This is a genomic window from Deinococcus sp. AJ005 (genome assembly GCF_009017495.1).
Classification (GTDB): domain Bacteria; phylum Deinococcota; class Deinococci; order Deinococcales; family Deinococcaceae; genus Deinococcus.
In genome coordinates, this window is record NZ_CP044990.1 from 2,366,612 (window position 1) to 2,393,094 (window position 26,483).

Here is a 26,483-nt window from a genome sequence, read left to right on the forward strand (position 1 = left end):
CCACCCTAATCTGGAGGGAGAATGTCTAGTTTCGTACAACGTCTGCTCAACCCGCGCCCCGCTGCGCTCGGGGTAGAAATCGGCACCAGCGCCATCAAGGTGGTGGCGCTGCGGGCCGGTTCGCCGCCCTCGCTGCTGCACGCCGTGATGACGCCCACGCCCATCGGCAGCATGCAGGACGGTCTGGTCGTCGAACCCCAGGCCGTGGCCAACGAACTGCGCAAGCTGCTGGCCGAACACCGCATCACCACAAAATACGCGGTGACCGCCGTGCCCAACCAGTCGGCGGTCACGCGCAACATCATGGTGCCCAAGATGGACCGCAAGGACCTCCAGGAGGCCATCAAGTGGGAGGCCGAACGCTATATCCCGTACCCGATCAACGACGTCAGCCTGGATTTCGACATCCTGGACGATCCGGCCACCATCCCCGAGGACGGGCAACTGGAAGTGGTGATCGCCGCCGCCCCCACCGAGGCGGTGGCCCGGCAGATCGAGGTGTTGCGGCTGGCGGGCCTGGAACCCACCGTGATCGATCTGAAAAGCTTCGCGGCCCTGCGCGCCCTGCGCGGCAACCTGCTGGGCGAACACCTGACCAAAAGCACCCTGACCGGCACCAACTACACCGAATCCGGCGAGGTGGCGCTGGTCATGGAGATCGGCGCGAGCAGCTCGGTGATCAGTCTGGTGCGCGGTGACCGGGTGCTGATGGCACGCAACATCAACGTGGCCGCCGATGACTTCACCACCGCGCTGCAAAAAGCCTTCGATCTGGACTTCAGCGCCGCCGAGGACGTCAAGCTGGGCTACGCCACGGCCACCACGCCCACCGAGGACGAGGAAGACCTGCTGAATTTCGACATGGCCCGCGAGCAGTACAGCCCGGCGCGCGTGTTCGAGGTGGTGCGCCCGGTGCTGGGCGACCTGATCACCGAGATCCGCCGCTCGCTGGAGTTCTACCGGGTCCAGAGCGGCGACGTGGTCATCGACCGGACCTTCCTGGCCGGCGGCGGCGCGAAACTGCGCGGTCTGGCGGCGGCTATCAGCGACGCGCTGGGCTTCCGGGTGGAAATCGCCAGCCCGTGGCTGACCGTGCAGACCGATCAGGCCAACGTGGACACCGGTTACCTCCAGACCAACGCGCCGGAATTTACCGTGCCGCTGGGGCTGGCGCTGCGGGGGGTGAGTGGCCGTGGTTGAAATCAACCTGCTGCCCGCGCAGTACCGCAGGCAGTCCGCCCCCAGCGCGTGGCGCTACGCCACCTACGCCCTGCCCATCGCGCTGGTGGCCGCCATCCTGATCCCGGAAGTGGTCACCTCCACCCGCGTGGGTGACCTGAACCGCGAGCTGGACGCCCTGAACGGCGACGTCGCCGCGCTGGCCCCCGCCAAGCAGGAATTCGACACCCTGACGGCGGAGGCGCGCACCCTGGAACAGGTCACGTCCATCGCCCAGCAGCTCAGAACCGGCAAAACATACTGGACCAACGATCTGGCCGCCTTTACCTCGCAGCTTCCCAATGACGGCAGTCTGGCGGTCAATTCCATGACCATCCGCAATCTGGACGCAGGCAACCTGATCACGTTGCAACAGGGCGGCATCTACATGGGCAAGGCGGTGACGCGCGAGATCGATCTGAGTGGCACGGCCACCAGCCAGCAGGCCGTGGTGAATTTCCTGAAACTCTACGAGGACAACCCCAATTTCGGCGTGAACTTCAAGTCCCTGCAAAGTGACGCGCAGGGCGGCGCAGCCCTGATCGGCGCAGGCCAGAACGGTGCGGTGGGCGCAAAGAAACGCTACACCTTCACCGCCAGCGTCGGGATCGTGGGCGGGCCACCTGTGGGCACCGAGACGCCAGCGGTGCAGGCTGCTCCGGGCGCAGCCCCAGCCCCACCGGCAGCCACGCCAGCACAAGGAGCGGGCAGTGTTAACTAAACTCTCTCCCAGAAACCTGTTTCTGATCGTCATGGCCGTGTGCCTGCTGGTGCTGGCGCTGTGGTTCGTGCTGCGCTTTCAGCCCCGGCAGCAGCAGATCACGGACCTGCAAAGTCAGATCGAGCCACTCCAGGCCCGCGTGGCCACCATGCGTTCGGCCTCGCAGGGCCTGCCCGCACTGCGTGAACGCGTCGCCAAACTGCGGATCGACCAGCAGGAGTTCGTGACTGCCCTGCCTGAGGCCGCCAACTTCGGCGCGGTCCTCGATGAACTGCGCCGCACCACGGCGGCCAGCGGGGCCACCCTGAACACCTTCGCGGTGCAGGGCAGCGGCGCGGCAGCCGGACTTCCCGGCGGCGTGCGGCCCATCGGCCTCAGCGTGGGCGTGTCCGGCAAATTTGCCCAGATGTTCGAGACCCTGCGCGCCCTGGAAACGGCTGGCCGCTTTACCACCGTCAACAACGTGGCGCTGCAACTGCCCGCCGCGACCAGCTTCGATCCCGAATTGCAGGGCACCCTGGGCCTGACCGTCTACACCTTCGCCCCGGCCCAGGCCAGCGCCCAGGCCGCAGGCGGAACCACACAGGCACCGGAAGCGGCCCCCAGCGCCCCCACCAGCGCCCCAGGAGGAACCCAGTGACCCGCGCGCCCATCAAACTCTCCCGCGAGATGAAATTGCTGCTGCTGCTGCTCCTGATGGTGGCATTGATCGGCGCGTGGTACGTCTGGACCAACAGCCGCACGTTGGTTGCCCCCTCCTCTCCCACCGGAACGACAGGCACTGGGACGGACCCCCAGGCCCTGCCCAGCACGGGCGCAGATCCGGCCACCGGCACCGCAGCGGGCACGGCTCCCGGCGACACGGCCCCCGGCAACGACGGCGTGGCTGCCACGGGTGAAGGGACAGCCAGCGATCCTTCCAGTGATCCAGCCAGCGCCACAGGCAACACTCCAGCCAACGGCGCGGCGACGTCCAGCCAGCCCGGCAGCCAGCCCGGAACCCCTACGGCGAACGCTGGGCAGCCCAGCACCAGCCCCAACACTGGCGCGGCCCCCGATGGCACGGGTCTGGGCAATGGCGCGGATACGGTGCCCCTGATCCCGTCCAGCGGCGCGTCCGGGCAGAACGGCACAGGTACAGGCAACGTGGGCGCAGGCAACCCCGGCGCCCTGGCCGTGCAGCCCAACCGGCCCGTGGAGATCGAGGTCATTCCGCCCTTCCCCACCCCCGAGGTGCCCAGCGCGCCCGACGGCACGGCGACCCCCGGCGGCATCAACCCCCAGGCCAGCATCGCCAGCGTGCCCCGCAACAACCCCTTCCGGCCCCTGTCGGTGGACCCCAGCACCCAGGCCGGCGCCCAGAACGCCGCTGCTCCGGTAGCCGCCTCGGGTCTGGCAGGCAGCGGCAGACCCTCCAATCCACAGGCCAGCACTTCGGGCGGCAGCGTGCAGACCACGCCGATCACGCCCAGCACCAACGCCGGACCGCTGGCGATCAGCCCGATCCCCGGCGCGGGCGGCAGCACGGGCGTCACGTCCGGCAGCACCAGCGGCCTGCCCAGCATTCCCGGTGGGGACGGCAGCACAGGACTGGGCAACCCCAGCGCGGGTCTGAACGTCCCCGGCAGCGGCGTCACCTCCAGCAGCGCCATTCCTGGCGGCTCCGGCAACACGGGCGCAGGCGGCACCGTCTCCGGCAACGCTCCTGGCCGCACCATCTCCGGCAACAGCGGCGACTCCGGCGTGACCGTGATCGGCGGCAGCACGGGCGCAACCAGCGGTTCGGGCACGGCGGCCTCCAAAAACCCGAACGCCGCAGGCACTCCGGGCCAGACCGCTGGACAGGCCAGTGGCCAGACCAGTTCGCAGGGCGCAGTGGTCATCACCGCCCCCAAACCGCCCAAGCCCATCGTGCCGCCCATCACCGGGATGAACGTGCCAAACGTGACCCGCGTGCCCGTCACCCCGTCCAGACCCGCCCAGGGGGCAGCTACGGCCACCACTGGTGCTGGCCGCCCAGGGTCCACCGGCAGCGCGTCCGGCACCCCTGCTCCCGGCAACAGCCCACAGGTCATCACCTCGCTGGGCCAGAGCGTAGCCGAGGGAGACGCGACGGACGCGGCCTCCAGTGCCAGCAAGCTCGATCTGTTCGTGCAAAAGCAGCAACTGGCCTTTAACGCCGCCGTTCTCGGTCCCATCAACACCGCCATCTTCCGGGGCCAGGACGGTTACGTGGTCGTCGCCGTGGGCCAGACCCTCCCCAACTCTCAGGTCACAGTCAAGGAAGTGAGCGCCACCAGCGCTGTCCTGAGCCTGGGCAAAGAACTCAAAACTCTCGAACTGGACCAAAGGTGAGCCAAGCCATGATGAACCGTTACGCCCTCCTGCTGACCGCCGCGCTCGGCATGGCCGCCGCGCAGACCACCCCCAACCAGGCTGTTCCCGCCGCCGCTCCCAAGATCAGCGCCGCGCAGTCTGCCGTGGCCGACCCCCAGCTTTCCGGCGCAAAGGTGACCTTCGAGGTCCGCCGCGCGGGCAGCGATCTGGCCTCCATGCTGATTGCCCTGGCGATGAGCGCGGGCTACGAGATCATCATTGAACCCTCCGTGGACGGCGTGTTGCAGGCCAACAGCGTCTCGGCCCCCACCGCAGCCACCGCTTCCGCTGGCGCAGCGCCCGCCGCAGCCAGCAGCGTCGTGTCGTACTCGTTCAAGGACAAGCCCTTCAACGAGGTCTGGCCGCTGGTGCTGGATATTTACGGCCTCAGCTACGAGTCGCTGGGGATCGGCGGCAAAACTGTGCTGCGCGTGGGCATCAAGCCCATCCAGAAGATCGTCAGGCTGCCCGCTGGCCTGAGTGCCGCCGACACCGAGCGGCAGCTCAAGCTGTCCTTCGGCAGCCTGCGCAAGATCACCAGCAGCCAGACCAACGCCGCGCCCGCCGCAGGTGTGGCCGGAGCACAGGCCAGCAACACCACCACCGAGGCCAGCCAGGAGGAAATCATCCTGGATTCGCCCACCATGCGGATCGTGGCCGAGCCGGTTTCCAACAGCGTGATCATCCGGGGCACCAATCAGGAAGTCGCGCAGGTTGAAAGGCTGCTGAACCAGATCATTGCCGCGCAGGCGTCGGCCCCGGCCATCGTCAAGCCCACCCCCATTGCAAACGTCCAGCGCGTCTACAGTGTCAATGGCCGTCAGGAAGACGTGGTGGCACTGCTAGGCAAGCAGTATCCGGCTCTGAACGTCTCGCCCGTGGGCACCACCGGACAGATCGTGGTCAGCGGCCCAGAAGATCAGCTCGGGGAGGCACTCAAGCTGCTGGCCCAGGTGGACCGCCCCGTGAGCGCCGCGCCGGACCCCAAACTGGGCACCCAGGTCTACGCGGCCAGGGGCAAATCCGACGACGTGACCAAGTTCCTGGCGGCGCAGTATCCGGGCCTGAAGGTCACGCCCATCGGCACCACCGAGCGGCTGGTCATCAGCGGCCCGCAGGAACAGCTCAGCGCCGCGCTGGCCCTGCTGGGACAGGTGGATATGGCCGCGCCCGTGGCCGCCAGCACCGTGCAGCGCGTCTTTACACTGATCAACGCCAGCGCTGAGGACGTCAAGGCCACCCTGGAAGGCACCCTGGCCCGCGACGTGACCCCGAACATCCTGACCCCCAATTCCACCCTGATCAACCCAATTACCGGGCAGCCCTACACCAACGGTCCTCTGGCCAATGCGCCCCTGCAACCCCAGACCACGGGCACCGCTGCGGCAGACGGCGCGGCCACATCTGCGGCCCAGCCCGCCACCATCATCGCCGACAAGCGCACCAACAGCGTGATCGTGCGCGGCACTTCCGATCAGGTCGAGCAGGTGGCCCAACTGATTCCGCAACTGGACCAGAAGGTGCCGCAGATCAACGTGCAGGTCCGCATTCAGGAGATCACCGAAACGGCGGCCCGCAGCCTGGGCATGGACTGGAAAATCGGCTTCGGCGGCTTCCAGGTCTCGGCGGGCAGCGGCGGGTTGGGCGCGGCTTTCAACCCCACCCAGAGTCTGATGGGCTTCAATCTGGGCGCGACGCTGAACACCCTGCAAAACCAGGGCCTGTCCAAGAGCGTCTACGACGGCGCGATTACCATGCAGAGCGGTCAGCGTTCGCTGGGCAGTGAGGGCCAGACCCAGAACGCCTCGGGCACGGCGGCGGCCAGCGTCAAGTCCGGCGGACGGCTGGAACTTAACATCCCCTCGGCGGCGGCCAACGTGCCCGGTATTCAGAAGCAGATCGACTACGGCGTCAACCTGGACTTCTACAACCCGCAGGTGGCCCCGGACGGCTCAATCACCATGCGCGTGCGCGGCCAGGTCAACGATCTGACCACCGTCATCACCGCCGCCACGGTGCCCAACCTGCTTCAGTTCACCAACTCCGAGGCCCAGACCACGCTGACCTTCAAGAGCGGCGAGACCCTGCTGCTGAGCGGCCTGCTGAAGACCAAGGAAACCCGCAACAACGACGGCGTACCGTTCCTGTCCAGCATCCCGGTGATCGGCGGCCTGTTCGGCAAGGAATCCACCCGCAAGGAACAGACCCAGCTCCTGGTGGTCATCACCGGAAACATCGTCAAGTAATCTCAAATTTCCACCGCCCCCCTCCTGAAAGCGGAGGGGGGCCTTTTGCTGTCTCCAGTCTTCCCCACCCTGTTTGGGCATGGCGGGTCAAATGACGTGAACCGGGCGCTACAGTCACCCCATATGAGGTATCTGACCGCTGGAGAATCGCACGGGCCGCAACTGACGGCCATCATCGAGGGGGTGCCGTCGGGGCTGCCGCTGGGCAAAGGGGACATCGACCCGTGGCTGCGGCGGCGACAGGGCGGCTACGGGCGCGGGCGGCGCATGGTGATCGAGACCGACGAGGCCGCGATTACGGGAGGCGTGCGGGCCGGGCGGACCACCGGAGCGCCGATTGCGCTGGTGATCGAGAACAAGGACCACCGCAACTGGACCGAGATCATGTCGCCGGAACCGGGCGGCGAGCCGCGTAAGAAGGCCCTGACCGACGCCCGCCCCGGCCACGCAGACCTGACTGGCGGCATCAAATACCGCCACAAGGACCTGCGCGACGTGCTGGAACGCGCCAGCGCCCGCGAGACGGCGGCAAGGGTGGCAGTGGGCAGCGTGGCCCTGAAGCTGCTGGAAGAGCTGGGCATTCAGGGGGCGAATTACGTGTCCAGTCTGGCCGGAATCGAAACCAGGCAGGACTTCAGTTGGGACGCGCTGGAGGCCATTGAGGACAGCGACTTGCGGACGCCGGATGCCGACGCCGCAGAAAAAATGCGCGAACGCATCGACGCCGCCAAGAAGGACGGTGACACGCTGGGCGGCATTCTGGAAGTGCGCTTCCGGGGGCTGCCGGTGGGCCTGGGCAGTTTCGTCCACTGGGACCGCAAGCTGGACGGGCGGATTGCCCAGGCGTGCCTGAGCGTGCAGGCCATGAAAGGGGTGGAGATCGGGCGGGCCTTCGACAATGCCGTGAAGGCCGGAAGCGGTGTGCATGACGCCATCCATTACCGGGACGGGACCTACGCCCGCGACACCAACGGCGCGGGCGGTCTGGAAGCAGGGATGACCAACGGCGAAGAACTGGTGGTCCGCGTGGCGATGAAGCCGATTGCCACCCTGATGAAGCCGCTGCCTACCGTGAACGTCGTCTCTCACGAGGCGTCCGACGCGGCCCGCGAGCGCAGCGACACCACCGCTGTGCCCGCCGCCGGGGTCATCCTGCAATGCGTGATCGGCTTTGTGATCGCCGACGCCATTCAGGAAAAATTTGGCGGCGATACCCTGGCCGAGTTGCAGGAACGGGTGGCAGCGGCGCGGGCCTACGCGCAGTCGTACTAGTGGAATCAGCTCAGGCCGCGCCGCAGACGTCCCACCCGGAGTCGGCTCTGGAATGCCTGCCCGAATGCGTGGAGGACGCGCTCCAGGTGCTGCTGGCCGCCCCGCCCGAACCGCCCGAGGGCACGTCAGACCGTGCCTTTGTTACTTCCCTCACAGGTGAGTCCTCTAGACTGTCCCCCATGTGGGGTACGGGCCTGATCGAACGCCCAGTCGACTGGGTGGCGCTGGCTGGCTTCATGGGGACTGGAAAGAGCCGCGTGGGCTGGGAGCTGTCGCGTGCGCTGGCGCTGCATTTCGTCGATACCGACAAGCTGATCACGCGGGTGGTGGGCAAGAGCATCCCCGAGGTCTTCGAGCAGGAGGGCGAGGGCTATTTCCGCGCCTGCGAGGCCGAGGTGGTCAGCCGCGTTTCCAGGCTGGAACACGCGGTCATCAGTCTGGGAGGCGGCACCTTCATTCATGAAGCCAACCGCGCCGCCCTGCTGGAACGCGGCCCGGTGGTGGTGTTGTGGGCCACCCCTGAAACCGTGTACCAGCGCACCAAGCACAGTGACCGCCCACTGCTGCGCGCCGAGGACCCGCTGGGCCGAATCCGCAGCCTGATGGATGAGCGCGAGGGTGTGTACCGCCAGGGGACCATCCACGTCCACAGCGACGGACGCCCCTCCGAGGAAATCGTGGAGGAAATCATCGAGCGCCTGTGGAACTGGTCCGATGCCGCCCACGCCTGGGCCGAGTCCCCTGAACCCGAAGCCGTGGGAGACCGTGCGACGGATTGAGGTTGGCGGGGCGCAGCCTTATGAGGTGGAGGTGGGTGCAGGACTGCTCTCCAGTCTGAAAGTTCCACAGCGACATATCGCGCTGATCCATCCGGTAGATCTGCCCGCTCAATTCGTGGCGGCGGTGCAGGCCAGCCTCTCCCCTACGGTGACCATCGAGGTTCCTACCCGCGACGACTGCAAGACGCTGGAAGTGTTGAGCGGTGTGCTGTCTAAACTGGCCGCTGCCAACATTCCCCGCGACGGCGCGGTGGTGGGCCTGGGCGGCGGCGCGGCCACCGATCTTGCGGGGTTTGCCGCCGCCAGTTACCTGCGCGGCGTGGCCTTCTACACGCTGCCCACCACGTTATTGGGCATGGTGGACGCGGCGGTGGGCGGCAAGACCGGCGTCAACTTGCCCGAAGGCAAGAATCTGGTGGGTGCGTTCTGGCCCCCAAAGGCCGTGTGGTGCGACACCGACACGCTGGCAACGCTACCGGACGCCATCTTCCGCGAGGGCGCTGCCGAGGCGTACAAGCACGGGCTGATCTCCGATCCCAGTCTGCTGGAGCGGGTGCTTTCGCCCGAGTTCAAACCCGGCAGCGCAAATCTGGAAGACACGCTGGCTGACGCGATTGCCGTCAAAGCTGGTGTCGTGACCCGTGACCTGACCGAGCAGGGCGAGCGGGCCTATCTGAACTTCGGGCACACGCTGGCGCACGCACTGGAGGCGCTCACGGATCACGCGGTCACGCACGGAGACGCGGTGGGGTACGGGATGCACTATGCCGCGCTGCTAAGCCGCAGCATGGGCGGCGCGGACCTGACGCCGCACACGCTGGCCTTCCTGGAGTGGCAACGGCCCGCGCCCCTGCCCCCGCTGACCTTTGAAGATGTCATGCCCTACATGGCCCGAGACAAGAAGGCCGATGCTCAGGGCGTGCGTTTCGTGCTGCTGTGCGATCTGGCCCAGCCGTACCTGACGCGGGTGCCGGAAAACGTTTTGCAGGAAGCGTTTGCGGAATGGCAGGTGCAGATGAGCGGCCTTCCCGCCGCGCACTGACCTGTCACACTGAACCCCTTCAGGAGGACCGTATGTTCAATTGGAAGTCCACAGTTCTAGGTTTGTCCCTCAGCGCCGTGAGCGGAATGGGCGTTGCCTCTGCCGCGCCCATTTCCACACTCCTCACCCCTGGTAGCCTGACCATCGGCACCGATCCCACGTACCCGCCGTTCATTTTCCTGAAAGGCGAGACCCTGGGCGGCTTTGAGGTGGAGGTCATGAATGAGGTGGCCCGCCGTCTGGACCTGAAACCCGTCTGGACCTGAAACCCGTCTGGAAATACCAGCCCTTCGACAACCTGTTGATCGGGCTGGGGCAAAAGCGCTTCGATATCGTGGTGGGATCGCACGGCATCACGCCCGAGCGCCTGAAGGCGGTGGATTTCAGCACGCCCGATTATTGCTCTGGCGGGGTGATCCTCAGCCCTCCCGGTGGCCCGAAAACGGTGGCGGACCTGAAGGGCAAGACGGTGGTGGTGCAGGTGGGGACCACCTATTTCCAGCGGCTGCGCGAGGTGCCGGGGGTGGGCGAGATCAAGACGCTGCCTAGCGATCCCGCCGCACTGCAAAACCTGCTGGCCAAACGCTCGGACGCCTTCGTGACGGACCGTTTTGTGGCCCTGACCGCGCAGGAGAAGAACCCGGCGGCCAAACTCCAGATCGGCTCCATGCTGTTTCAGGAGAAGATCGGCTTTGCCATCGGCAAGGGGAACGCAGCGGTCAAGACGGCGGTGGACGCTGCTCTGGCGGCAATGCAGAAGGACGGCACGTACAACAAGATCTCGCAGAAATACTTCAAGACCGATATTCGCTGCAAGTAAAGTCAGCCCTCTGAACTCACGCCCCGGAGAGATTTGATTGCCCTCTCCGCCCCACTTCTTGCTGGAGTTCCCATGACCACACCGGAAACGACGCCCGCCCGCACCTTCCACCAGAGCATGACCGCGCCGCTGCGACGGGTGCTGGTCAAGCGGCCCGATGGCGCATTTGCCGTCGATGATCCGGTGGCCTGGCACTACACCGCCCGCCCCGATCTGGCCGCCGCGCAGGCCGAACACGACGCCTTCACGGCCATTTTGCGGGAGGCCGGGGCCGAGGTGGTGTACCACGAAGTAGATCAGCCCACGCGGGCCGATTCGGTGTTTGTCTACGATCCGGCGCTGATCACCAACGACGGCGCGATTCTGCTGCAACTGGGCAAGGCGCTGCGCGAGGGCGAGGAAGAGGCGCTGGGCCAGCAGTTTGAAGCGCTGGGCGTCCCCATCATCGGACGGTTGACAGGCGATCAGCGGGCTGAGGGCGGCGACATGTTCTGGCTGGATGACCGCACGCTGGCGGTGGGCCGGACCTTCCGCACCAACGAGGCGGGGGTGGCCGCCCTGCGCGCCCTGCTGGAGCCGCGCGGCGTGACGGTGATGGCCTACGACATGCCGGTCTACGACGGGGCCGAAGCGTGCCTGCACCTGATGTCGGTGATCAGCCCGCTGGCCCCCGACGCCGCCGTGGTCTACCCGCGCCTGATGCCCGTGCCGCTGTGGCAGGAATTGCAGCGCCGCCAGATGCGCCTGATCGAGATTCCCGACGCCGAATTCCCCACCCAGGCGTCCAACGTGCTGGCGCTGTCGCCCAACGCCTGCCTGATGCTGGCGGGCAATCCGGTCACCCAAAAGCGGCTGGAGGAGGCGGGCTTTACCGTCCACACCTACGTGGGCGAGGAGCTGTCGCTGAAGGCCGAGGGCGGTCCCACCTGCCTGACCAAACCGTTGCTGCGCCGCGCCTGATCCCCTGCGCTAACCTCATCCCATGCTGCTGATCCTCAACGGCCCCAACCTCAACCGCCTGGGCCTGCGTGAACCGGGCGTGTACGGCTCACAGACCCTCGAAGACCTGGAGCGCCAGTGCGAGGCGTGGGGCGCGGAACTGGGCGAGGCCGTCACCTGTCGCCAGAGCAACTACGAGGGCCAGCTTCTGGAATGGATTCAGGAGGCGCAGGAGCAGGGTTTTGGCGGCATCGTGATCAACCCCGGCGCGCTGACCCATTACAGCTACGCCCTGCGCGACGCTATTTCCGGCCAGCCGTTGCCCGTGGTGGAGGTGCATATCAGCAACGTGGACGCCCGCGAGGAGTTCCGTCACAAGTCGGTGACGGCGGCGGTCTGTAAGGGCAAGATCAGTGGTCTGGGGTTTCTGGGGTACCGTCTGGGGATGGAATACCTGATCGAGGCGGAAGCGTGAGCTGGCAACCTTACGCGGCGAAGCCGAACAGCACCGTGACCGGAACATTGCTTCAGTGGGAAGGGGTGGGCGACGACAAACACGCGGCGCGCACCGTGCTGGCGTGGCTGCCACCCTCCTACGACTCTCAGCGCGATAAACGCTACCCGGTGGTCTACCTCCACGACGGGCAGAACGTCTTTGACACGGCCACCAGTTACAACCTCAGCGAATGGGGCGCAGACGAGGCGCTGACCACGCTGGCGGCGGAGGGGCTGGAGGCCATCGCCATCGCCATTCCCAACGCCAATGAGCGGCGGTATCACGAGTACAGCCCGGTGCGCCACCCTGGATTTCCGCCGGAAGTGGAAGGCGGCGGGGGCGGCGACGATTACCTCAGCTTTCTGATCGATACGGTCAAGCCACTCGCCGACGACAACCTGCGAACGCTGCCCGACGCCGCTCACACCTCTCTCCTCGGCTCCAGCATGGGAGGATTGATCAGCCTGCACGCCCTGCTGACGCGCCCGGAGGTCTTCAGCGGCGCGGGCGTGATGAGTCCGGCTTTCTGGGCCTGTGCGGGCGAGGCATTCGAGCGGGTGCGGAACAGTCCGCCCATTGCGGGCAGGGTCTGGATGGACATCGGCGGTAAGGAAGGCACCGATCACCCGGAGCAGCAGCAGGCGTACTGGGACGACGCCCACGCCATGCGCGATCTGCTGCTGGAAAAGGGCCTGGGCGAACGCCTGCGCTTCCAGGCAGACCCGGAAGGAATCCACAGAGAGACCGCGTGGAAGGTGCGGCTGCCGGATGCTCTACGGTTCTTGCTGGGCAAAAGCTAGAGAAAATGACCCCAGAACGGAGGCGTGGCTCCTACTTCCTGTCTCCATCAAAGCTGACTGTCACCGCATGAACACCTTCATTGCATGAAAACCCTGTTCAGGCGTGAGCTTGCACTTCTCAATGAGAATCCAGAACAGCAAGTGGAGTCCAGAGCAGTCTGTATGAACCAAAGGTCAGCCATCAGGCCGATTGCGCCCGCCCCGAAAAACAGCGATGCTGGGGTGTGAAATCAGGAACCGCCCAGCATGATGCGGCATCTACAGCACAGGGAGGCGAGCCGTGAATCACGCTTACGTGGATGCCAGTTGGCACGAACTCCCGGACGGCTCCGGCGTGGGCGGCTGGGGACTGGTGCTGCGAACGCCCGGCAGCCTGCCGCAGCGGTTTCAGGGCCAGCTAGAGGCCCCCGACAACAACGCGGCGGAGTTACGCGCCGTGCTGGCAGCGGTGCGGCTGGCCCCAGCAGGCGAAGCCCTGAGCGTGTTTACCGATAATCAGGCCGTGATCGCCGCCGTCTCACGCGGGCGCGGCGGCCAGCATCTGGGCGAACTGGCGCGCGAAGTGATGAACGAGGCCGAGGCTCGCGGCGTGACCTTGCGGGTGGGCTATCTGCCGCGCACGCGGCGGCACATGCTCTCGGCGCACAATCTGGCGAACGATGCGCGGCGCGGGAACGGCACGCCGGGTCTGAACGCGGCCCAGGCCGACGTGCTGATCGAGCAGCGCCCGGCATTGACCGAAGCTCGCGTCAGCCTGCGCCGCAGCGGCGAGCGGGTCACGGCACATGTCACCCTTGATCCCATGTCCGAGGTGCCGCCCAGCGCCCAGGCCCTGCTGGCAGCGGTGGAACTGGCCCAGCCCGGTGAATCGCTGCTGGTGCGCCGCGCCAGCAAGGTAGCCCAGGCGTTGTGGCAGCGTCCAGAACGCGCATTGCGCCCGGCAGCTCAGGCCGCGCTCCTCAGCGCCCGGCAGGCAGCGGAGGCTTCGGGCGTGCAGGTGGAATTCCTCGGGGTGGGGTGAGACGGGCATGGGCGGCGATAAAAAGTCAGGGCGAGCATGCCCGCCGGTCCACCGTCTTCCATTGGCCTCTTCCTTCAGCCGTTAGACTGACCACATGACGGGGCCAAAGAAAGGATCACGGGGACGCGCCCCAAAGCGCAACACGGCGCAGGGACGCGGCGGAGCGACGCGCGACACGGTTAAGCCTGCGCCACGCGAACGCACCACCTCACGCGGCAGTGAGGTAGAGACCGCAGGAAGCGGCAGGACAGGAACCAGGACAGGAGCCAGAACGGGACCCGCAAAACCTTCGGGAAGCCGGGCAACACAGACGGAGCGGCGGTCCAGCGGGGCAAGCGGGGCCAAAAGTGCCACCAATCCAGCGCGGCGTGGGCCGGGGGAACGGACAGCGGGCGAGCGCAGTGCGGACAGCAGAGGCGAGCGCAAGGAGGGCACGGCGGGACGGACCTTCAAGCCCGCCCCCGGACGCAAGCCGCCGCCCAAGCTGGGCCGCAAGCCCATGCCGGAGCTGAAGCGGGTGCAACTGGACGCACCGCCATCCGACACGGTCTTCAAGGACCGCGACGGCGAGAAGCTGACCTTTCCCGAGAGCAACCTCAAACGGGTGGCCGCTGCCGTGCTGACCGAGAAGAAAAAGGCGTGGCGCTACCGCCCCTTCCCCTTCCCGCTGTTCAGCGACAGTGGCAACGAGTCGGCCTTTCACTTCGATTTCTATGTCTACGACTACGAGGACAGCGTGATCCGCCTGATCATGGTGATCCCCTTCGAGTCCCGTGAGGTCTGGGATAAGGTGGGCCGGTTCAAGCGGCAGTACCCGATGTACGACTACGAACTGTGGACCCCCGAAAAGCTGGCCCGGCTAAGCGGCCCGCGCGGACGGCTGGAGTTCTAGAGCGTTTATCAAAAGAGTCACTGGCTTCTGACCGAACGGGCGCGCAAGTGCCCTCATGGGCGTCTGTTCTGCCCAAGACAGTGAGCGAATTTAACCGAGTATTTTGAAGAATGGAGGCACCGGAAGTCCCTTTTTCTGATGCAGTCATTCGGACAGATGCTCCAGACCGGCCCGTCTCTCTCAAGAATAGTTAAGGCGACCTGCAAATCGTCCTACAGATATAGGGCCTCAGTTCTGGTAGCGTTTCCAGTGAGGGGGTAGAGGGCAGATGCAACACACTGTCCTCTCCCCTATTCTTCTGCTATCTGCGGGCCTGACCCTGTGACCACTGGACAGCCAGTGACGTTCACAGGGTTCAGACCTTTTCAAGGAGTTTCACGCGATATGCCAACCACCGAAAAACCCCAGACCACCGTTCGCCTGCGCCCCGGCACCCCCTATCCGCTGGGGGCCACCTGGGACGGCAAGGGGACCAATTTTGCCCTGTACAGCGAGAACGCGGGCAGCGTGGAACTGTGCCTGTTCGACGACGCGGGCGTTGAAACCCGCCACCCGCTGACCGAGCAGACCGCCTTCGTCTGGCACGGTTATCTGCCCAACATCGCGCCGGGGCAGAAGTACGGCTACCGGGTCCACGGCGAATATGCCCCCGAACGCGGCCTGCGCTTCAACCCCAACGTCGTGTTGCTCGATCCCTACGCCAAGGCCCTGAGCGGCACCGAGGAATTCGCCGAGGGCGTCTTCGGCTACGTGCCCGGCGGCGACGACCTGACCATGCAGACCGAGGAACAGCGCGGCGCACCGCTGGGCGTGGTCATCGATCCGGTGTTCAACTGGGTGGGCGACACCAAACCCAACGTCCCCTTTCATCAGTCGGTGATCTACGAGGCGCACGTCAAGGGCCTGACCATGACCCACCCGGACATCCCCGAGGCCCTGCGCGGCACCTACGCGGGCGTGGCGACGGGGCCGATGCTGGATTACCTCAAGGAACTCGGCATCACCGCCATCGAGTTTCTGCCGGTGCATCAGCATCTGGACGATCCCTTCCTGCTGGACAAGGGCCTGACCAACTACTGGGGTTACAGCACACTGAGCTTCTTTGCCCCTGACGTGCGCTACTCCGCCGAGGCGCGCAAGGGCAACCCGTCCGGCGCGGTGGCCGAATTCAAGAACATGGTGCGCGCCCTGCATGACGCGGGAATCGAGGTGATTCTGGACGTGGTGTACAACCACACCGCCGAGGGCAACCACATGGGGCCGACCCTGAGCTTCAAGGGCATCGACAACCCCACCTATTACCGGCTGGTGGCCGAAAACCCACGCTTTTACTTCGACTACACCGGCACCGGCAACAGCCTGAACGTGCGCCACCCGCAGACGCTGCAACTGATCATGGACAGCCTGCGTTACTGGGTCACCGAGATGCGTGTGGACGGCTTCCGCTTCGATCTGGCCTCCACGCTGGCACGCGGCCTGCATGAAGTGGACCAGCTCTCGGGCTTTTTCACCATCATCCACCAGGACCCGATCATCAGTCAGGTCAAACTGATCGCCGAGCCGTGGGACGTGGGCGAGGGCGGCTATCAGGTGGGTAACTTTCCGGTCAACTGGGCCGAGTGGAACGGCATCTACCGCGACGACATGCGCGCCTTCTGGAAGGGCGAGGGCGGGCTGGCCTCTGAAATCGGCTACCGTCTGACGGGTTCGTCTGACCTGTACCAGAACGACGGACGCGCCCCTTACGCCTCGATCAACTTCGTGACCGCGCACGACGGCTTTACGCTGCGCGACAGCGTGACCTACGAACACAAGCACAACGACGCCAACGGCGAGGGCAACAACGACGGCCACAACCACAACATCAGTTGGAACTGTGGTGTGGAGGGCGAGACCGACGACGCGGCCATCAACGCCCTGCGCGGTCAGCAGCAGCGCAACTTCCTGGCGACCCTGCTGCTGGGCCAGGGCACCCCGATGATCCTGGGTGGCGACGAGATCGGGCGCACCCAGAACGGCAACAACAACGCCTACTGCCAGGACAACGAGATCAGTTGGTACGACTGGGACAACGTGGACGAGGAGTTGCTGGCCTTCACCCGAAAGGTGATCGCACTTCGCAAGGCGCACCCCTCGCTACACCGCCGCAAGTTTTTCTCCGGGCGCACCATCCGGGGCGAGGACATTCAGGATCTGGTGTGGCTGCGCTTCGACGGCCAGACCATGACCGACGCCGACTGGAACAACAACCAGACCCAGAGCCTGGGCCTCTTTCTGGACGGCGACGGTCTGGACGATGTGGACGCCGAGGGCAACGCCCTGCACGACGACGATCTGCTGCTGCTCCTGAGCAGTTCCTACGTGGACCTGCCCTTCCGCCTCCCTGATCTGGACAGTTGCGACAACTGGGAGTTGCTGCTGGATACCTCCGACGACAATGCCGAGGAACAGATCAAGACGGGCGAGGAAACCACGCTCAAGGCGCGTAGCGTCAAGCTGTACCGCTGCGTGCGCGGCTAGATTCGGGCTTCGATCAGAGCTTCAGGGGGACGCCAGACGCGGCAGTTGCGTGGGCGTCCCTTCGCGTTTTTCTCATGGCCGGAGCCGCCTCAGCCTCTAGGCTGAAATGTTAATTGTCTGAAATTCAGGGCAATTTGGAAGGAGCAAGTCATGATCCACCCCTCACGAGAACAGACCGAGAATCTCAAGGCCCCCATCACTTCACTGCCCCAGGACGCCCCCGAAACCCGGCTGGGCGCGCATCTGCTGCCCGGCGGAGAACAGACGCGTTTCCGGGTCTGGAGTACCACTGCCGAGCAGGTAGAAGTCAAGGTGAACGGCACGCTGCACCCCATGACCGCTCTGGGCGACTGCTTTTTCGAGGCAGTCCTCCCCGTCGGGGCGGGCGCACGTTACCTGTTCGTGCTGGACGGTCAGGAAGTGCCCGATCCCTACGCCCGCTTTCTGCCGGACGGCGTACACGGCGAGGCGGAGGTGGACCATCCTGATACCTATACCTGGAAGAACATTGGTTGGAACGGCATCGCGCTGGACAAATGCGTGTTCTACGAACTGCATGTCGGCACCTTCACCCCTGAGGGCACGTATCAGGCCGCGCAGGCAAAGCTGCCGTACCTGAAAGAGCTGGGAATCACGGCCATTCAGATGATGCCGCTGGCCGCCTACGACGGCGAGCGCGGCTGGGGCTACGACGGCGTGGCAATGTACGCGCCGCACGCACCCTACGGACGGCCCGAGGACCTGATGGCCTTCATCGACGCCGCGCACGGGCTGGGTCTGGGCGTGTTTCTGGACGTTGTTTACAACCACTTTGGCCCGGCAGGCAATTATCTGCCCAGCTACAGCCCCAGCTACTTTACCGAGCGCTTTTCCAGCGCCTGGGGCATGGGCCTGGATTACGCAGAAGTTCATATGCGCCGCTATGTGACTGGCAACGCGCTGATGTGGCTCGACGAGTACCACTTTGACGGCCTGCGCCTGGACGCCACCGCCGCCATGCAGGACGATAGCCCGCTGCACATTCTGCAAGAGCTGGCGCAGGAGGTTCATGCACTGGGCGGCACCCACCTGCTACTGGCCGAGGACCACCGGAACATCCCAGAAGTGGTCACCGAACATGGTCTGGACGGCATCTGGGTGGACGATTTCCACCACGAAGTGCGCGTGACCCTGACTGGCGAGCAGGAGGGCTATTACGGCGGCTTTCAGGGCAGCGCCGCCGAACTGGCGCAGGTGGTCAACCGGGGCTGGAAATACGAGGGCCAGTTCTGGTCCGTGACCGGCGAGGAACACGCACGCGGCAGACCCGCCGACGCCCTGGAAGCGCCCAGCTTCGTGTACTGCATCCAGAACCATGACCAGATCGGCAACCGCGCCCTGGGAGACCGCCTGCAACAGCACGCGCAGGTCAGTCTCCAGCAGTTCCGGGGGGCGTCCACGCTGCTGCTGACGCTGCCCATGACGCCGCTGCTGTTCCAGGGGCAGGAGTGGGCCGCCGCGACGCCGTTTCCCTTTTTCAGCGATCATGCTGGGGAACTGGGCCATCTGGTCACGGAGGGGCGCAAGAAGGAATTCGCGTATTTCAGCGACTTCGCTCATCTGGAAGTGCCGGACCCGCAGGCCCGCAGCACCTTCGAGAGCGCCAAACTGGACTGGCGAGCGAAAGACGGCGGCGAACACGCCCGGACGCTGGGCCTCTACAAGTCGCTTCTCAAACTGCGGAACGAGGACTCGGTCCTGCAAGACCACTCGCGCCAATACCTGAGTGCCGGAAACGACGGTGAAGTGCTATGGGTGCGCCAGTGCAACCCGGCAGGTGAACGCCTGCTGCTGTGGAACGTGGGCAAGACAGAGGTAAAGGTGGGCAGCCTGAGATTGCCCCACCCGCTGCCCACCCGCGTCATCCTCCACTCTGAGCAGACGGACGGGCCGCCCGCCACCCTGACCTCACTGCCCGTGGGCGAGGCTGTTCTGCTGGGGAACGTATGACCGCCCCACAATCCACGGCGCCCCACATCCCCTCCTCTACCTACCGCCTGCAACTGAACAGGGACTTCAATTTCGCCGACGCGCGCAAGATCCTGCCGTATCTGGCGCGGCTGGGCGTCTCGGACGTGTATCTGTCCCCCATCTGGGCCAGCACGCCGGGCAGTCCGCACGGCTACGACGTGACCGATCATTCGGTGGTCAATCCTGAACTGGGCGGCCTCAGTGGCCTCCGCAAATTCTCGGCGCGGGCGCAGGAGCTGGGGCTGGGCGTCATCGTGGATTTCGTGCCGAACCACATGGGCATTCAGGGCGGCCACAACCCGTACTGGGAAGACGTGCTGATGCACGGGCAGGCCAGCCGTTACGCGCACTTTTTCGATATTTCGTGGCATCCGCTCAAGCGCGCGCTGGAAGGCAAGGTGCTGCTGCCGGTACTGGGCGATCAGTACGGGCGGGTACTGGAAAACGGTGAGCTGGCGCTGGAACACGCCGGGGGCCGCTTCTTCCTGCGCTACTGGGAGCGCCAACTGCCGCTGTCGCCGCGCAGCATCGGCACGGTGCTGGAAGCCGTGCGCGGACACCTGCCCAGAGCGGCTGCCGGAGCGGTGCGGGGCGAGCTGGCAAGTGTCGCGCGCAGCATGGACAATCTGCCGCGCAGCACGTCGGAAGACCTGACCGACGAGGACCGGGTCAGCCGGGCGCAGGAGCTGGAAGTCATGACCCGCCGCCTGCGGGCGCTGCTGGAGACCTCCGGCGAGGTGCGGGGGGCGCTGGACGCCGCGCTGGGGGCCATCAACGCCGATTCGGCCCAGCTCGATGCGCTGATCAGTGAGCAGAATTACCGGCTGGCCTTCTGGAAGGTGGCCGCCGAGGAAATCAACTACCGCCGTTTCTTCGACATCAACGATCTGGCGGCCTTGCGAATGGAAGACCCGCGCGTCTTCGCCTGGGCGCATACCACGCTGTTCGAGCTGGTGCGGGAAGGCGTGATTCATGGCGTCCGTCTGGACCACACCGACGGCCTGTACGATCCCGCCGGGTATTTCCGGGCGCTTCAGGCCGGAGCCGCCGAGGCGCTGGGCGTGGACTGGAACCCGGAAGAGGGCGGCCCGCTGCCGCTGCCCCTCCCGCTCTATGTGGTGGCCGAGAAGATTCTGGAGCCAGGAGAATACCTGCCCAACGGCTGGGCAGTCCACGGCACCACCGGTTACGACTTTCTGGCCGAGCTGAACGGCATTTTTGTGGACTCTAACCACGAGGACGAGATGGGGGCCGTTTACCGCCGCTTTACCGGCGACCGCCTGAGCTACGGCGAACACCTGTACCGGGGCAAGCAACTGATCCAGCGCGTCAGCCTGCCCGGCGAGGTCAATGTGCTGACCGAATCGCTGGAGCGGCTGGGCGAATCGGACCTGCGTTCACGCGACTTCACCCTCTCGGCACTGCGAAACGCCGTGCGCGAGGTCATCGCCACCTTCCCGGTGTACCGCACCTATCTGCGGGCCAACGGGGACCGCGAACCGGGCGACAACGCCAAGATTGCCAAAGCGGTACGCGACGCCAAGATCCAGAACCGCCGCGAGGGCGGGCCGCTGGACCCCAGCGTGTTCGATTACCTGGGTTCGGTGCTGACGATGGACGTGCCAGAAGAGGGGGCGCGCGAGGCTTACGCCGACTTCGCCCTCAGCTTCCAGCAGCTCACCGGGCCGGTGACGGCCAAGGGCGCGGAGGACACTGCCTTTTACCGCTACGCCCGCCTGATCTCACTGAACGAGGTAGGCGGCGATCCGGCGCACTTCGGCACGCGCCTCAAGGACTTTCACAGGGCGGCGCAGGAACGCTCACAGCGCTGGCCGCACGCCATGCTCTCGGGCAGCACCCACGACACCAAACGTGGCGAGGACACCCGCGCCCGCATCAGCGTGATCAGCGAGCTGCCGCAGGCATGGGGGGCCTTCGTGCGCCGCTGGGCCGCCCCCATTCTGGAACTGAGTCAGGAGCAGGAGCTGGGCCTGGCCCCCAGTCCGCTGGATTCTTACACCCTGCTGCAAACGGCGCTGGGGGCCTATCCGCTGTCCGGAGATCTGAAAGATTTCCCGGACCGCCTGAGCGCCTACATGCTCAAGGCCAGCCGCGAGGCCAAGCTGCGGACGAGTTGGGCCGCCCCCGACGAGGAATACGAGGCCGCGATGGACCGCTTCGTGCGCGGGTTGCTGGCCGACAGCGGCTTCGCTGGTGCGCTACGCGATCTGCATATGCTGATCAGCCCTTACGGCGCGCAGAACGGCCTGAGCGCCACCCTCGCCCGCCTGACCGCCCCCGGCGTCCCCGACACCTACCAGGGGTCCGAGGGCTGGAACCAGAGTCTGGTGGACCCCGACAACCGCCGCCCGGTAGATTATCAGGGGCTGCAACGCCGCCTGATCCGGCTGGAGAAGGGTATGGGTTTGCCGCTGGGCCGCAAACTGCTGGGCAGCTATGAGGACGGCAGCGTAAAAACACTGGTGACCTGGGCCGCCCTGCAAACCCGCGCTGCCCATCCAGAGTTGTTCCAGGCGGGGAGTTACCGCTCCATAGACGCCGGACGGCATCTGCTGGCCTTTGCCCGCGAACACGAGGGCGAACTGGCGGTCACGGTTGCGCCGCGCCTGACGCTGACCCTGACCCGTCAGACGGTGCCGTGGGCGCTGGGCGAAACGTGGGGCACGCGCCAGCTCACGCTGCCCAGTTCCGGCACCTTCGAGAACGTGCTGACCGGCGAGCGCTTCAAGGTGCGCGGCGGCAAGATTCCGGTGGCAAAGGTGCTGGAGGACTTCCCGCTGGCGCTGCTGATCAAACGATAGGCCGCTCCAGCGTGTGACGTGCGCCCTACCTCTGACCCACCGCTGGCCTGTACACTGACGGGCTGACCCTGCCTCCGCCCCGGATTGACCACGGGTCCAGAGAGGCGAGAGGACGGAGGAGAGCGCATGACGCAAATTATTGATTCGCCCACGACGGCGAATAAAAACGAACTGCCCAGCAGGAAAGTCGGATTCATTAGCCTGGGATGCCCCAAAGCCCTGGTGGACAGCGAACGCATCCTGACCCAACTGCGGGTGGAGGGCTACGAGGTGGCCGACAGCTACGAGGGCGCGGACGCCGTGATCGTCAACACCTGTGGTTTTATCACCCCCGCCGTGGAGGAAAGCCTGAGCGCCATCGGCGAGGCGCTGGAAGCCACGGGCCGCGTGATCGTCACCGGTTGCCTAGGCGAGCGCCCCGAGAAGATTCTGGAACGCCACCCCAAAGTCGCCGCGATTACTGGCAGCGAGGCGGTGGACGACGTGATGATGCACGTGCGCGAACTGTTGCCGATTGAAACCGACGAATTTACTGGCGTGCTGCCCGTCACCGCGTCGGGAATGCGCCCAGAACGTGAGAACACCAAGCACGGCGACGTGTTCGCACCCACCATCAAGCTGACGCCCCGGCACTACGCCTACGTCAAGATCGCCGAGGGCTGCAACCATACCTGCGCGTTCTGCATCATTCCCAAGCTGCGTGGCAAGCAAGTCTCGCGCGATGCGGGCGCGGTGCTGTACGAGTCGTTCCGCCTGATCGCGGGCGGCACCAAGGAACTGATGATCATCTCGCAGGACACCAGCGCTTACGGCGTGGACGTGCGTTACCGCGAGTCCGAGTTTCAGGGTGGTCAGGTCCGCGCCCACCTGACCGATCTGGCCGTCAAGCTGGGCGAGATGGGCGCGTGGGTGCGGATGCACTACGTCTACCCGTACCCGCATGTGGACAAAATCGTGGAGCTGATGGCGCAGGGCAAAATCCTGCCGTATCTGGACGTGCCGCTGCAACACGCCTCGCCCCGCATATTGAAGCTGATGCGGCGGCCCGGCGCGGGCAAGCAATTGGAGACCATCCGGCGCTGGCGCGGCATCTGTCCCGAACTGACCATCCGCAGTACCTTTATCGTGGGCTTTCCCGGCGAAACCGAGGAAGAATTTCAGGAGCTGCTGACCTTCTTGGAGGACGCGAGGCTAGACCGCGTGGGCGCGTTCGCCTACTCGGACGTGGAGGAAGCCGACGCCAACGCCCTGCCGAACCCCGTGCCGGAGGACGTGAAGCAGGAACGTCTCACCCGCTTTATGGAAGTCGCGCAGCGCATCAGCACCGAGCGGCTGGCCGAGAAGGTGGGCCGCGTGATGGACGTGATCGTAGACGAATTCAACGACGACGAGGGCGACGCGCCAGGAACCCGCCTGATCGGGCGGACGAAGGGCGACGCGCCCGGCATTGACGGTCAGGTGTACCTGTTCGCGGGCGACTATGCGGGGCAGGTCAAGATCGGCGACATCGTGAAAGCCCAAATTGAGGACAGCGACGAATACGACTTGTTCGGGGAAGTGGTGGAACGGCCAGAGTGGAAGCCGAACGTGCCGCAGTTGGGGCATTTCGGGGGGCATTGAGTGGTAATGTGAGTTATGACAGGGTACGTCTACATCTTAGTCAATGAGAGTTTGAAAGGACTTGTCAAAATAGGTATCACTTCGCGTGAGCCATTTGCTAGAGCTTCTGAACTTCAGACTACAGGTGTGCCAACCCCATTTACTGTGGCAGCAACTATTAAAGTGAATGATAGTCGTACTGTAGAGCGTCAGATACACATCCTGCTCGCAGATCATAGAGTAGCTAATGGTAGAGAATTCTTTAAAATTAATCTTCCAGATGCAGTTAAGGTCCTTTATGAATGTTGCCGTAATAACTTAGACCAGCCGCTTGACACTTTAATTAATCAAAATTACTTATCAGACTTGACAACAGGGCAAAATAAAGATATAGATACCATCCTCCAGTTTTTAATTCCTGGAGAGAATTACAATCCCCCTAGAGTAGAAGTAGAACTATTTGCTCTTATAAAACAGAAAAATCCCCGAGCTATGGTAGAGATGGGAAGAATGATTAGGGGGAAGCTATCCCGTACCGGATATGGACACGTAGGGGATGACAAAAAAGCTAACAAACTATTCGAGCAGTCCATAGCTTTACAGTATTTGGACGCCATGTACGAAAGAGGTATAACGGGGTGGTTCTATTCCGATTATCTAGATTCATACTTTGCGAAGGAAATGAATAAAATTACGAGAATGTCTCGTATTTTGGAAATTTTCTCGCTGGCTCCTGGTAGAAATTGTCTTCCGAGAATATTTGATGTTCCAATATCTGAGCAAATAATGAAAGTTGTTGAAAATAAAATTTGGGCGCATTATAATTTAGCCGCACAACAGCATAGAAGTTTCGTTTGGGAACTCCAAAAAATAAAACCCCATCTATTTAAATTTGAAATTCGTGGGCCTGAAATAAAACCAGACTTCTATGGACTTAGAGCATTCAGCAGTCGGAGTACCTACGAGGCCGAAATACCCATAGAACTAGAAAATATTGAGGACTCTTACAGAAAATCTATCAGAAATCTGGTGTTCCTCTATGACTACATAGGTTACTTAAATTCAAAAGGTTACGAATTTAAACTAGATAAGCATCGCCACTATATGGCCGATGCCGAAAGGCAGCGTTTAGCCATCGAGATTAATTCGGTAATCAAATTTGTATAGAAATTCGTAAAATCTTTCAGTCATTTTTACCCGGCCTATACCGCCCCAGCAAGAACTCCACCACATCCTCTGCCCCATACCCCAGAGGCCACGCGGCGATGTCGTTCAGGCTGTCGCCGCTGGTCATCAGCGAGCCTTCGGTGTAACCCCCCTTCTGCACCTGGGCGTATCCGGCGTCGGTCATCAGGGCGTTGCACAGGCATTTGCGGCCCACGGTGTCCTCAATCTTGCCGCCCTTGGACAGGTAAGCGTCCACAGGTTCGGCGGCGCAGCGCAGGCCCGTCTTGCCGTCCTCGCCCGAGTACGCCTCACGCAGATAGCCGATGTCGCACACGCGCGGGCGGGCCAGATAATGTTCCACGCGGGCCAGCGTGTCGTCCACCTGCACCACCTTGAACGGAAACCCGGTGGGCGAGGCCAGCGGATCGGTGTAGACCTCCACACCGCCGTCCTTGGTCAGCACATGCACCTGTTCGCGCAGATCGTTTCGCAGCCCGCTGTCGGCGCAATAGGCGAACAGCGTGCCCACCTGAATGCCCGCCGCGCCGCGTGCCAGCGCTTCCTGCAAGGCTTCGGGAGTGGCCCGGCTCCCGGCCAGCCAGAACGGCAGGCCCAGCTTCTTCATCTCGTCCAGATCGGCAATGTCGCGCTCGCCATAGATCGGCTGGCCGGACTCATCAAAAGTGGGCGTTCCGCGCGGCGGGGCATTGTGGCCCCCGGCGGTGGGGCCTTCAATGATAAAACCCTCCACCGAGCCGCTGGCCTTCTTCATCAGCACCCCAGCCAGAATGTGCGAGGTGACAATCGGGTAGAACTTCGGGCGCGGCAGCTCGCGCCGTTCTAGGCCGTAGTCGGCGGGATCAAAGGTCAGGACGGCGGCGTCCCCGCCCTTCACGTCCAGCTTGATAGATGCCTGTCCTCCCGCCGCAAAGGCATCCAGCACGCCGGGAATCTCGCGCGGAATGCCCGCGCCCATAATCACGGTGTCGGCCCCGGCCAGCATCGCGCCGTAAAGGGCCGGGACGGTGTGCAGTTGCAGCTTGGTCAGCAGGTTGACGCCCACCGGGTTGCTGTGACCCTCACGCGCCAGAAAGACCTCCACGAAGCTGCCCATCACCCCGAGTTCCCAGGCCGCGCCGTGCTTGGTCACGGTGGGCAGCGGCACACGGCGGTAAGACTGGCCCGGTTCACGGCCCTCCGGCAGAAAGTACATCTTGATGACCTTCTCGGCGCGTTCCTGGTTGGGATAGGCGGCCAGGGCGCGGCGCACATGGCCGCCCTCGTCGCCGTCCTGGAGGCGGCGCACCAGCACGTTGTCGATGCCGGTACACGACACGATGCCCAGTTGCCCGATCTGGGACACGGCCTGCGCCAGCCCCCAGTGGGAAATGCCCACGCCCATGCCGCCCTGGATAATCTGCGGCAGGGCCGGGGTGCGGGGTGCGGTGGCGGAAGAGGTGGTCATTGCGGGAGTTTGCGTCATGTTGGGTACCTTTTGGGACGCCGGAATCGGCGGAGTCAAAGCGGATGAGGCGCTGGATAAGGCTCTCAACGGGGTGACAGGAGACCAAAAGGCAGCGTCACCCCAGATTTTATTTCTCCAGTATTCCACTGCTCCGCCGCATGATATCCAACTTGGAACGCAGTCAAAAGGTAACCTCCCTCTCCAGCGCAGGACGACGTGTCGTGAAACGGGCCTAATGTGGAAGGCCACTGTAAGGCCGGGGCGCTTACACTTTTCCG

21 protein-coding genes are annotated in these 26,483 nt (G+C 64.4%); 20 read left to right on the plus strand and 1 reads right to left on the minus strand.

Annotated features, from left to right (window positions below; translation table 11 throughout):
- Positions 1 to 21: 21 nt before the first annotated feature.
- The 20 genes from pilM (at position 22) to DAAJ005_RS13465 (ending at position 24,740) form a co-directional block, all read left to right on the plus strand.
- The gene (gene pilM, locus DAAJ005_RS13375; RefSeq protein ID WP_075834308.1) at positions 22 to 1,200 is read left to right on the plus strand and encodes a type IV pilus assembly protein PilM; all 1,179 of its coding nucleotides are present in this window, start codon (positions 22 to 24) and stop codon (positions 1,198 to 1,200) included.
- A complete protein-coding gene (locus tag DAAJ005_RS13380) occupies positions 1,187 to 1,939 on the plus strand; it encodes a fimbrial assembly protein (RefSeq protein ID WP_151847545.1) in 753 nt (250 codons plus the stop codon). The genes pilM and DAAJ005_RS13380 overlap by 14 nt, the downstream gene beginning before the upstream one ends.
- Positions 1,929 to 2,579: a type 4a pilus biogenesis protein PilO gene (locus DAAJ005_RS13385; protein WP_151847546.1), complete on the plus strand. Its 651-nt coding sequence runs from the start codon at positions 1,929 to 1,931 to the stop codon at positions 2,577 to 2,579. Before DAAJ005_RS13380 ends, DAAJ005_RS13385 begins: the two co-directional genes overlap by 11 nt.
- Complete coding sequence (locus DAAJ005_RS13390; protein ID WP_151847547.1) at positions 2,576 to 4,294, plus strand: hypothetical protein; 1,719 nt, start codon at positions 2,576 to 2,578, stop codon at positions 4,292 to 4,294. The genes DAAJ005_RS13385 and DAAJ005_RS13390 overlap by 4 nt, the downstream gene beginning before the upstream one ends.
- Entirely contained in the window at positions 4,291 to 6,561 is a 2,271-nt protein-coding gene (locus tag DAAJ005_RS13395; protein ID WP_151847548.1) for a secretin N-terminal domain-containing protein, read from the plus strand. Before DAAJ005_RS13390 ends, DAAJ005_RS13395 begins: the two co-directional genes overlap by 4 nt.
- Positions 6,562 to 6,684: 123 nt before the next feature.
- Entirely contained in the window at positions 6,685 to 7,833 is a 1,149-nt protein-coding gene (aroC, locus tag DAAJ005_RS13400; RefSeq protein WP_151847549.1) for a chorismate synthase, read from the plus strand.
- Positions 7,833 to 8,612 carry a shikimate kinase gene (locus tag DAAJ005_RS13405; protein WP_226342429.1) on the plus strand — a complete coding sequence of 260 codons (780 nt, stop codon included), beginning with the start codon at positions 7,833 to 7,835 and terminating at the stop codon, positions 8,610 to 8,612. The genes aroC and DAAJ005_RS13405 overlap by 1 nt, the downstream gene beginning before the upstream one ends.
- Positions 8,599 to 9,654 carry a 3-dehydroquinate synthase gene (gene aroB / locus DAAJ005_RS13410; RefSeq protein ID WP_151847551.1) on the plus strand — a complete coding sequence of 352 codons (1,056 nt, stop codon included), beginning with the start codon at positions 8,599 to 8,601 and terminating at the stop codon, positions 9,652 to 9,654. The genes DAAJ005_RS13405 and aroB overlap by 14 nt, the downstream gene beginning before the upstream one ends.
- Positions 9,655 to 9,716: 62 nt before the next feature.
- On the plus strand, positions 9,717 to 9,920 hold the full coding sequence (locus tag DAAJ005_RS19310) for a transporter substrate-binding domain-containing protein (protein WP_255447983.1): 204 nt from the start codon (positions 9,717 to 9,719) through the stop codon (positions 9,918 to 9,920).
- A gap of 35 nt (positions 9,921 to 9,955) precedes the next feature.
- A complete protein-coding gene (locus tag DAAJ005_RS13415; RefSeq protein ID WP_255447984.1) occupies positions 9,956 to 10,474 on the plus strand; it encodes a transporter substrate-binding domain-containing protein in 519 nt (172 codons plus the stop codon).
- A 72-nt stretch (positions 10,475 to 10,546) separates the two neighbouring features.
- Complete coding sequence (locus tag DAAJ005_RS13420) at positions 10,547 to 11,434, plus strand: dimethylarginine dimethylaminohydrolase family protein (protein WP_151847552.1); 888 nt, start codon at positions 10,547 to 10,549, stop codon at positions 11,432 to 11,434.
- Between the two features lie 22 nt (positions 11,435 to 11,456).
- Positions 11,457 to 11,888 (plus strand): type II 3-dehydroquinate dehydratase, encoded by a 432-nt coding sequence (gene aroQ, locus DAAJ005_RS13425; RefSeq protein WP_151847553.1) that lies wholly within the window; start codon positions 11,457 to 11,459, stop codon positions 11,886 to 11,888.
- Positions 11,885 to 12,709, plus strand: a complete 825-nt coding sequence (locus tag DAAJ005_RS13430; RefSeq protein ID WP_151847554.1) for an alpha/beta hydrolase — start codon at positions 11,885 to 11,887, stop codon at positions 12,707 to 12,709. The genes aroQ and DAAJ005_RS13430 overlap by 4 nt, the downstream gene beginning before the upstream one ends.
- Before the next feature lie 280 nt (positions 12,710 to 12,989).
- A complete protein-coding gene (locus DAAJ005_RS13435; protein WP_151847555.1) occupies positions 12,990 to 13,730 on the plus strand; it encodes an RNase H family protein in 741 nt (246 codons plus the stop codon).
- A 94-nt stretch (positions 13,731 to 13,824) separates the two neighbouring features.
- Complete coding sequence (locus tag DAAJ005_RS13440; RefSeq protein ID WP_151847556.1) at positions 13,825 to 14,622, plus strand: hypothetical protein; 798 nt, start codon at positions 13,825 to 13,827, stop codon at positions 14,620 to 14,622.
- Positions 14,623 to 15,006: 384 nt separating this feature from the next.
- Positions 15,007 to 17,142, plus strand: a complete 2,136-nt coding sequence (glgX, locus tag DAAJ005_RS13445) for a glycogen debranching protein GlgX (RefSeq protein ID WP_151847557.1) — start codon at positions 15,007 to 15,009, stop codon at positions 17,140 to 17,142.
- Positions 17,143 to 17,292: 150 nt separating this feature from the next.
- Positions 17,293 to 19,131, plus strand: a complete 1,839-nt coding sequence (treZ, locus tag DAAJ005_RS13450; RefSeq protein ID WP_151847558.1) for a malto-oligosyltrehalose trehalohydrolase — start codon at positions 17,293 to 17,295, stop codon at positions 19,129 to 19,131.
- Entirely contained in the window at positions 19,128 to 21,974 is a 2,847-nt protein-coding gene (gene treY / locus DAAJ005_RS13455) for a malto-oligosyltrehalose synthase (RefSeq protein ID WP_151847559.1), read from the plus strand. Before treZ ends, treY begins: the two co-directional genes overlap by 4 nt.
- 126 nt (positions 21,975 to 22,100) lie before the next feature.
- On the plus strand, positions 22,101 to 23,594 hold the full coding sequence (rimO, locus tag DAAJ005_RS13460; protein WP_151847560.1) for a 30S ribosomal protein S12 methylthiotransferase RimO: 1,494 nt from the start codon (positions 22,101 to 22,103) through the stop codon (positions 23,592 to 23,594).
- 15 nt (positions 23,595 to 23,609) lie between these two features.
- Positions 23,610 to 24,740 carry a GIY-YIG nuclease family protein gene (locus DAAJ005_RS13465; protein WP_151847561.1) on the plus strand — a complete coding sequence of 377 codons (1,131 nt, stop codon included), beginning with the start codon at positions 23,610 to 23,612 and terminating at the stop codon, positions 24,738 to 24,740.
- A 16-nt stretch (positions 24,741 to 24,756) separates the two neighbouring features.
- Here DAAJ005_RS13465 and DAAJ005_RS13470 read toward each other — a convergent pair whose 3' ends face one another.
- Positions 24,757 to 26,205, minus strand: coding sequence for a nitronate monooxygenase (locus tag DAAJ005_RS13470; protein WP_151847562.1), 1,449 nt, complete (start codon positions 26,203 to 26,205; stop codon positions 24,757 to 24,759).
- Positions 26,206 to 26,483 lie beyond the last annotated feature (278 nt).

What these genes read in the sequence shown, in the direction of transcription:
- aroC (WP_151847549.1), top strand. Translation starts at nt 6,685, where the DNA reads ATGAGGTATCTGACCGCTGGAGAATCGCACGGGCCGCAACTGACGGCC.
- DAAJ005_RS13465 (WP_151847561.1), top strand. Translation starts at nt 23,610, where the DNA reads ATGACAGGGTACGTCTACATCTTAGTCAATGAGAGTTTGAAAGGACTT.
- rimO (WP_151847560.1), top strand. Translation starts at nt 22,101, where the DNA reads ATGACGCAAATTATTGATTCGCCCACGACGGCGAATAAAAACGAACTG.
- DAAJ005_RS13470 (WP_151847562.1), bottom strand. Translation starts at nt 26,205, where the DNA reads ATGACCACCTCTTCCGCCACCGCACCCCGCACCCCGGCCCTGCCGCAG.
- DAAJ005_RS13420 (WP_151847552.1), top strand. Translation starts at nt 10,547, where the DNA reads ATGACCACACCGGAAACGACGCCCGCCCGCACCTTCCACCAGAGCATG.
- glgX (WP_151847557.1), top strand. Translation starts at nt 15,007, where the DNA reads ATGCCAACCACCGAAAAACCCCAGACCACCGTTCGCCTGCGCCCCGGC.
- treZ (WP_151847558.1), top strand. Translation starts at nt 17,293, where the DNA reads ATGATCCACCCCTCACGAGAACAGACCGAGAATCTCAAGGCCCCCATC.
- treY (WP_151847559.1), top strand. Translation starts at nt 19,128, where the DNA reads ATGACCGCCCCACAATCCACGGCGCCCCACATCCCCTCCTCTACCTAC.
- pilM (WP_075834308.1), top strand. Translation starts at nt 22, where the DNA reads ATGTCTAGTTTCGTACAACGTCTGCTCAACCCGCGCCCCGCTGCGCTC.
- aroQ (WP_151847553.1), top strand. Translation starts at nt 11,457, where the DNA reads ATGCTGCTGATCCTCAACGGCCCCAACCTCAACCGCCTGGGCCTGCGT.
- DAAJ005_RS13440 (WP_151847556.1), top strand. Translation starts at nt 13,825, where the DNA reads ATGACGGGGCCAAAGAAAGGATCACGGGGACGCGCCCCAAAGCGCAAC.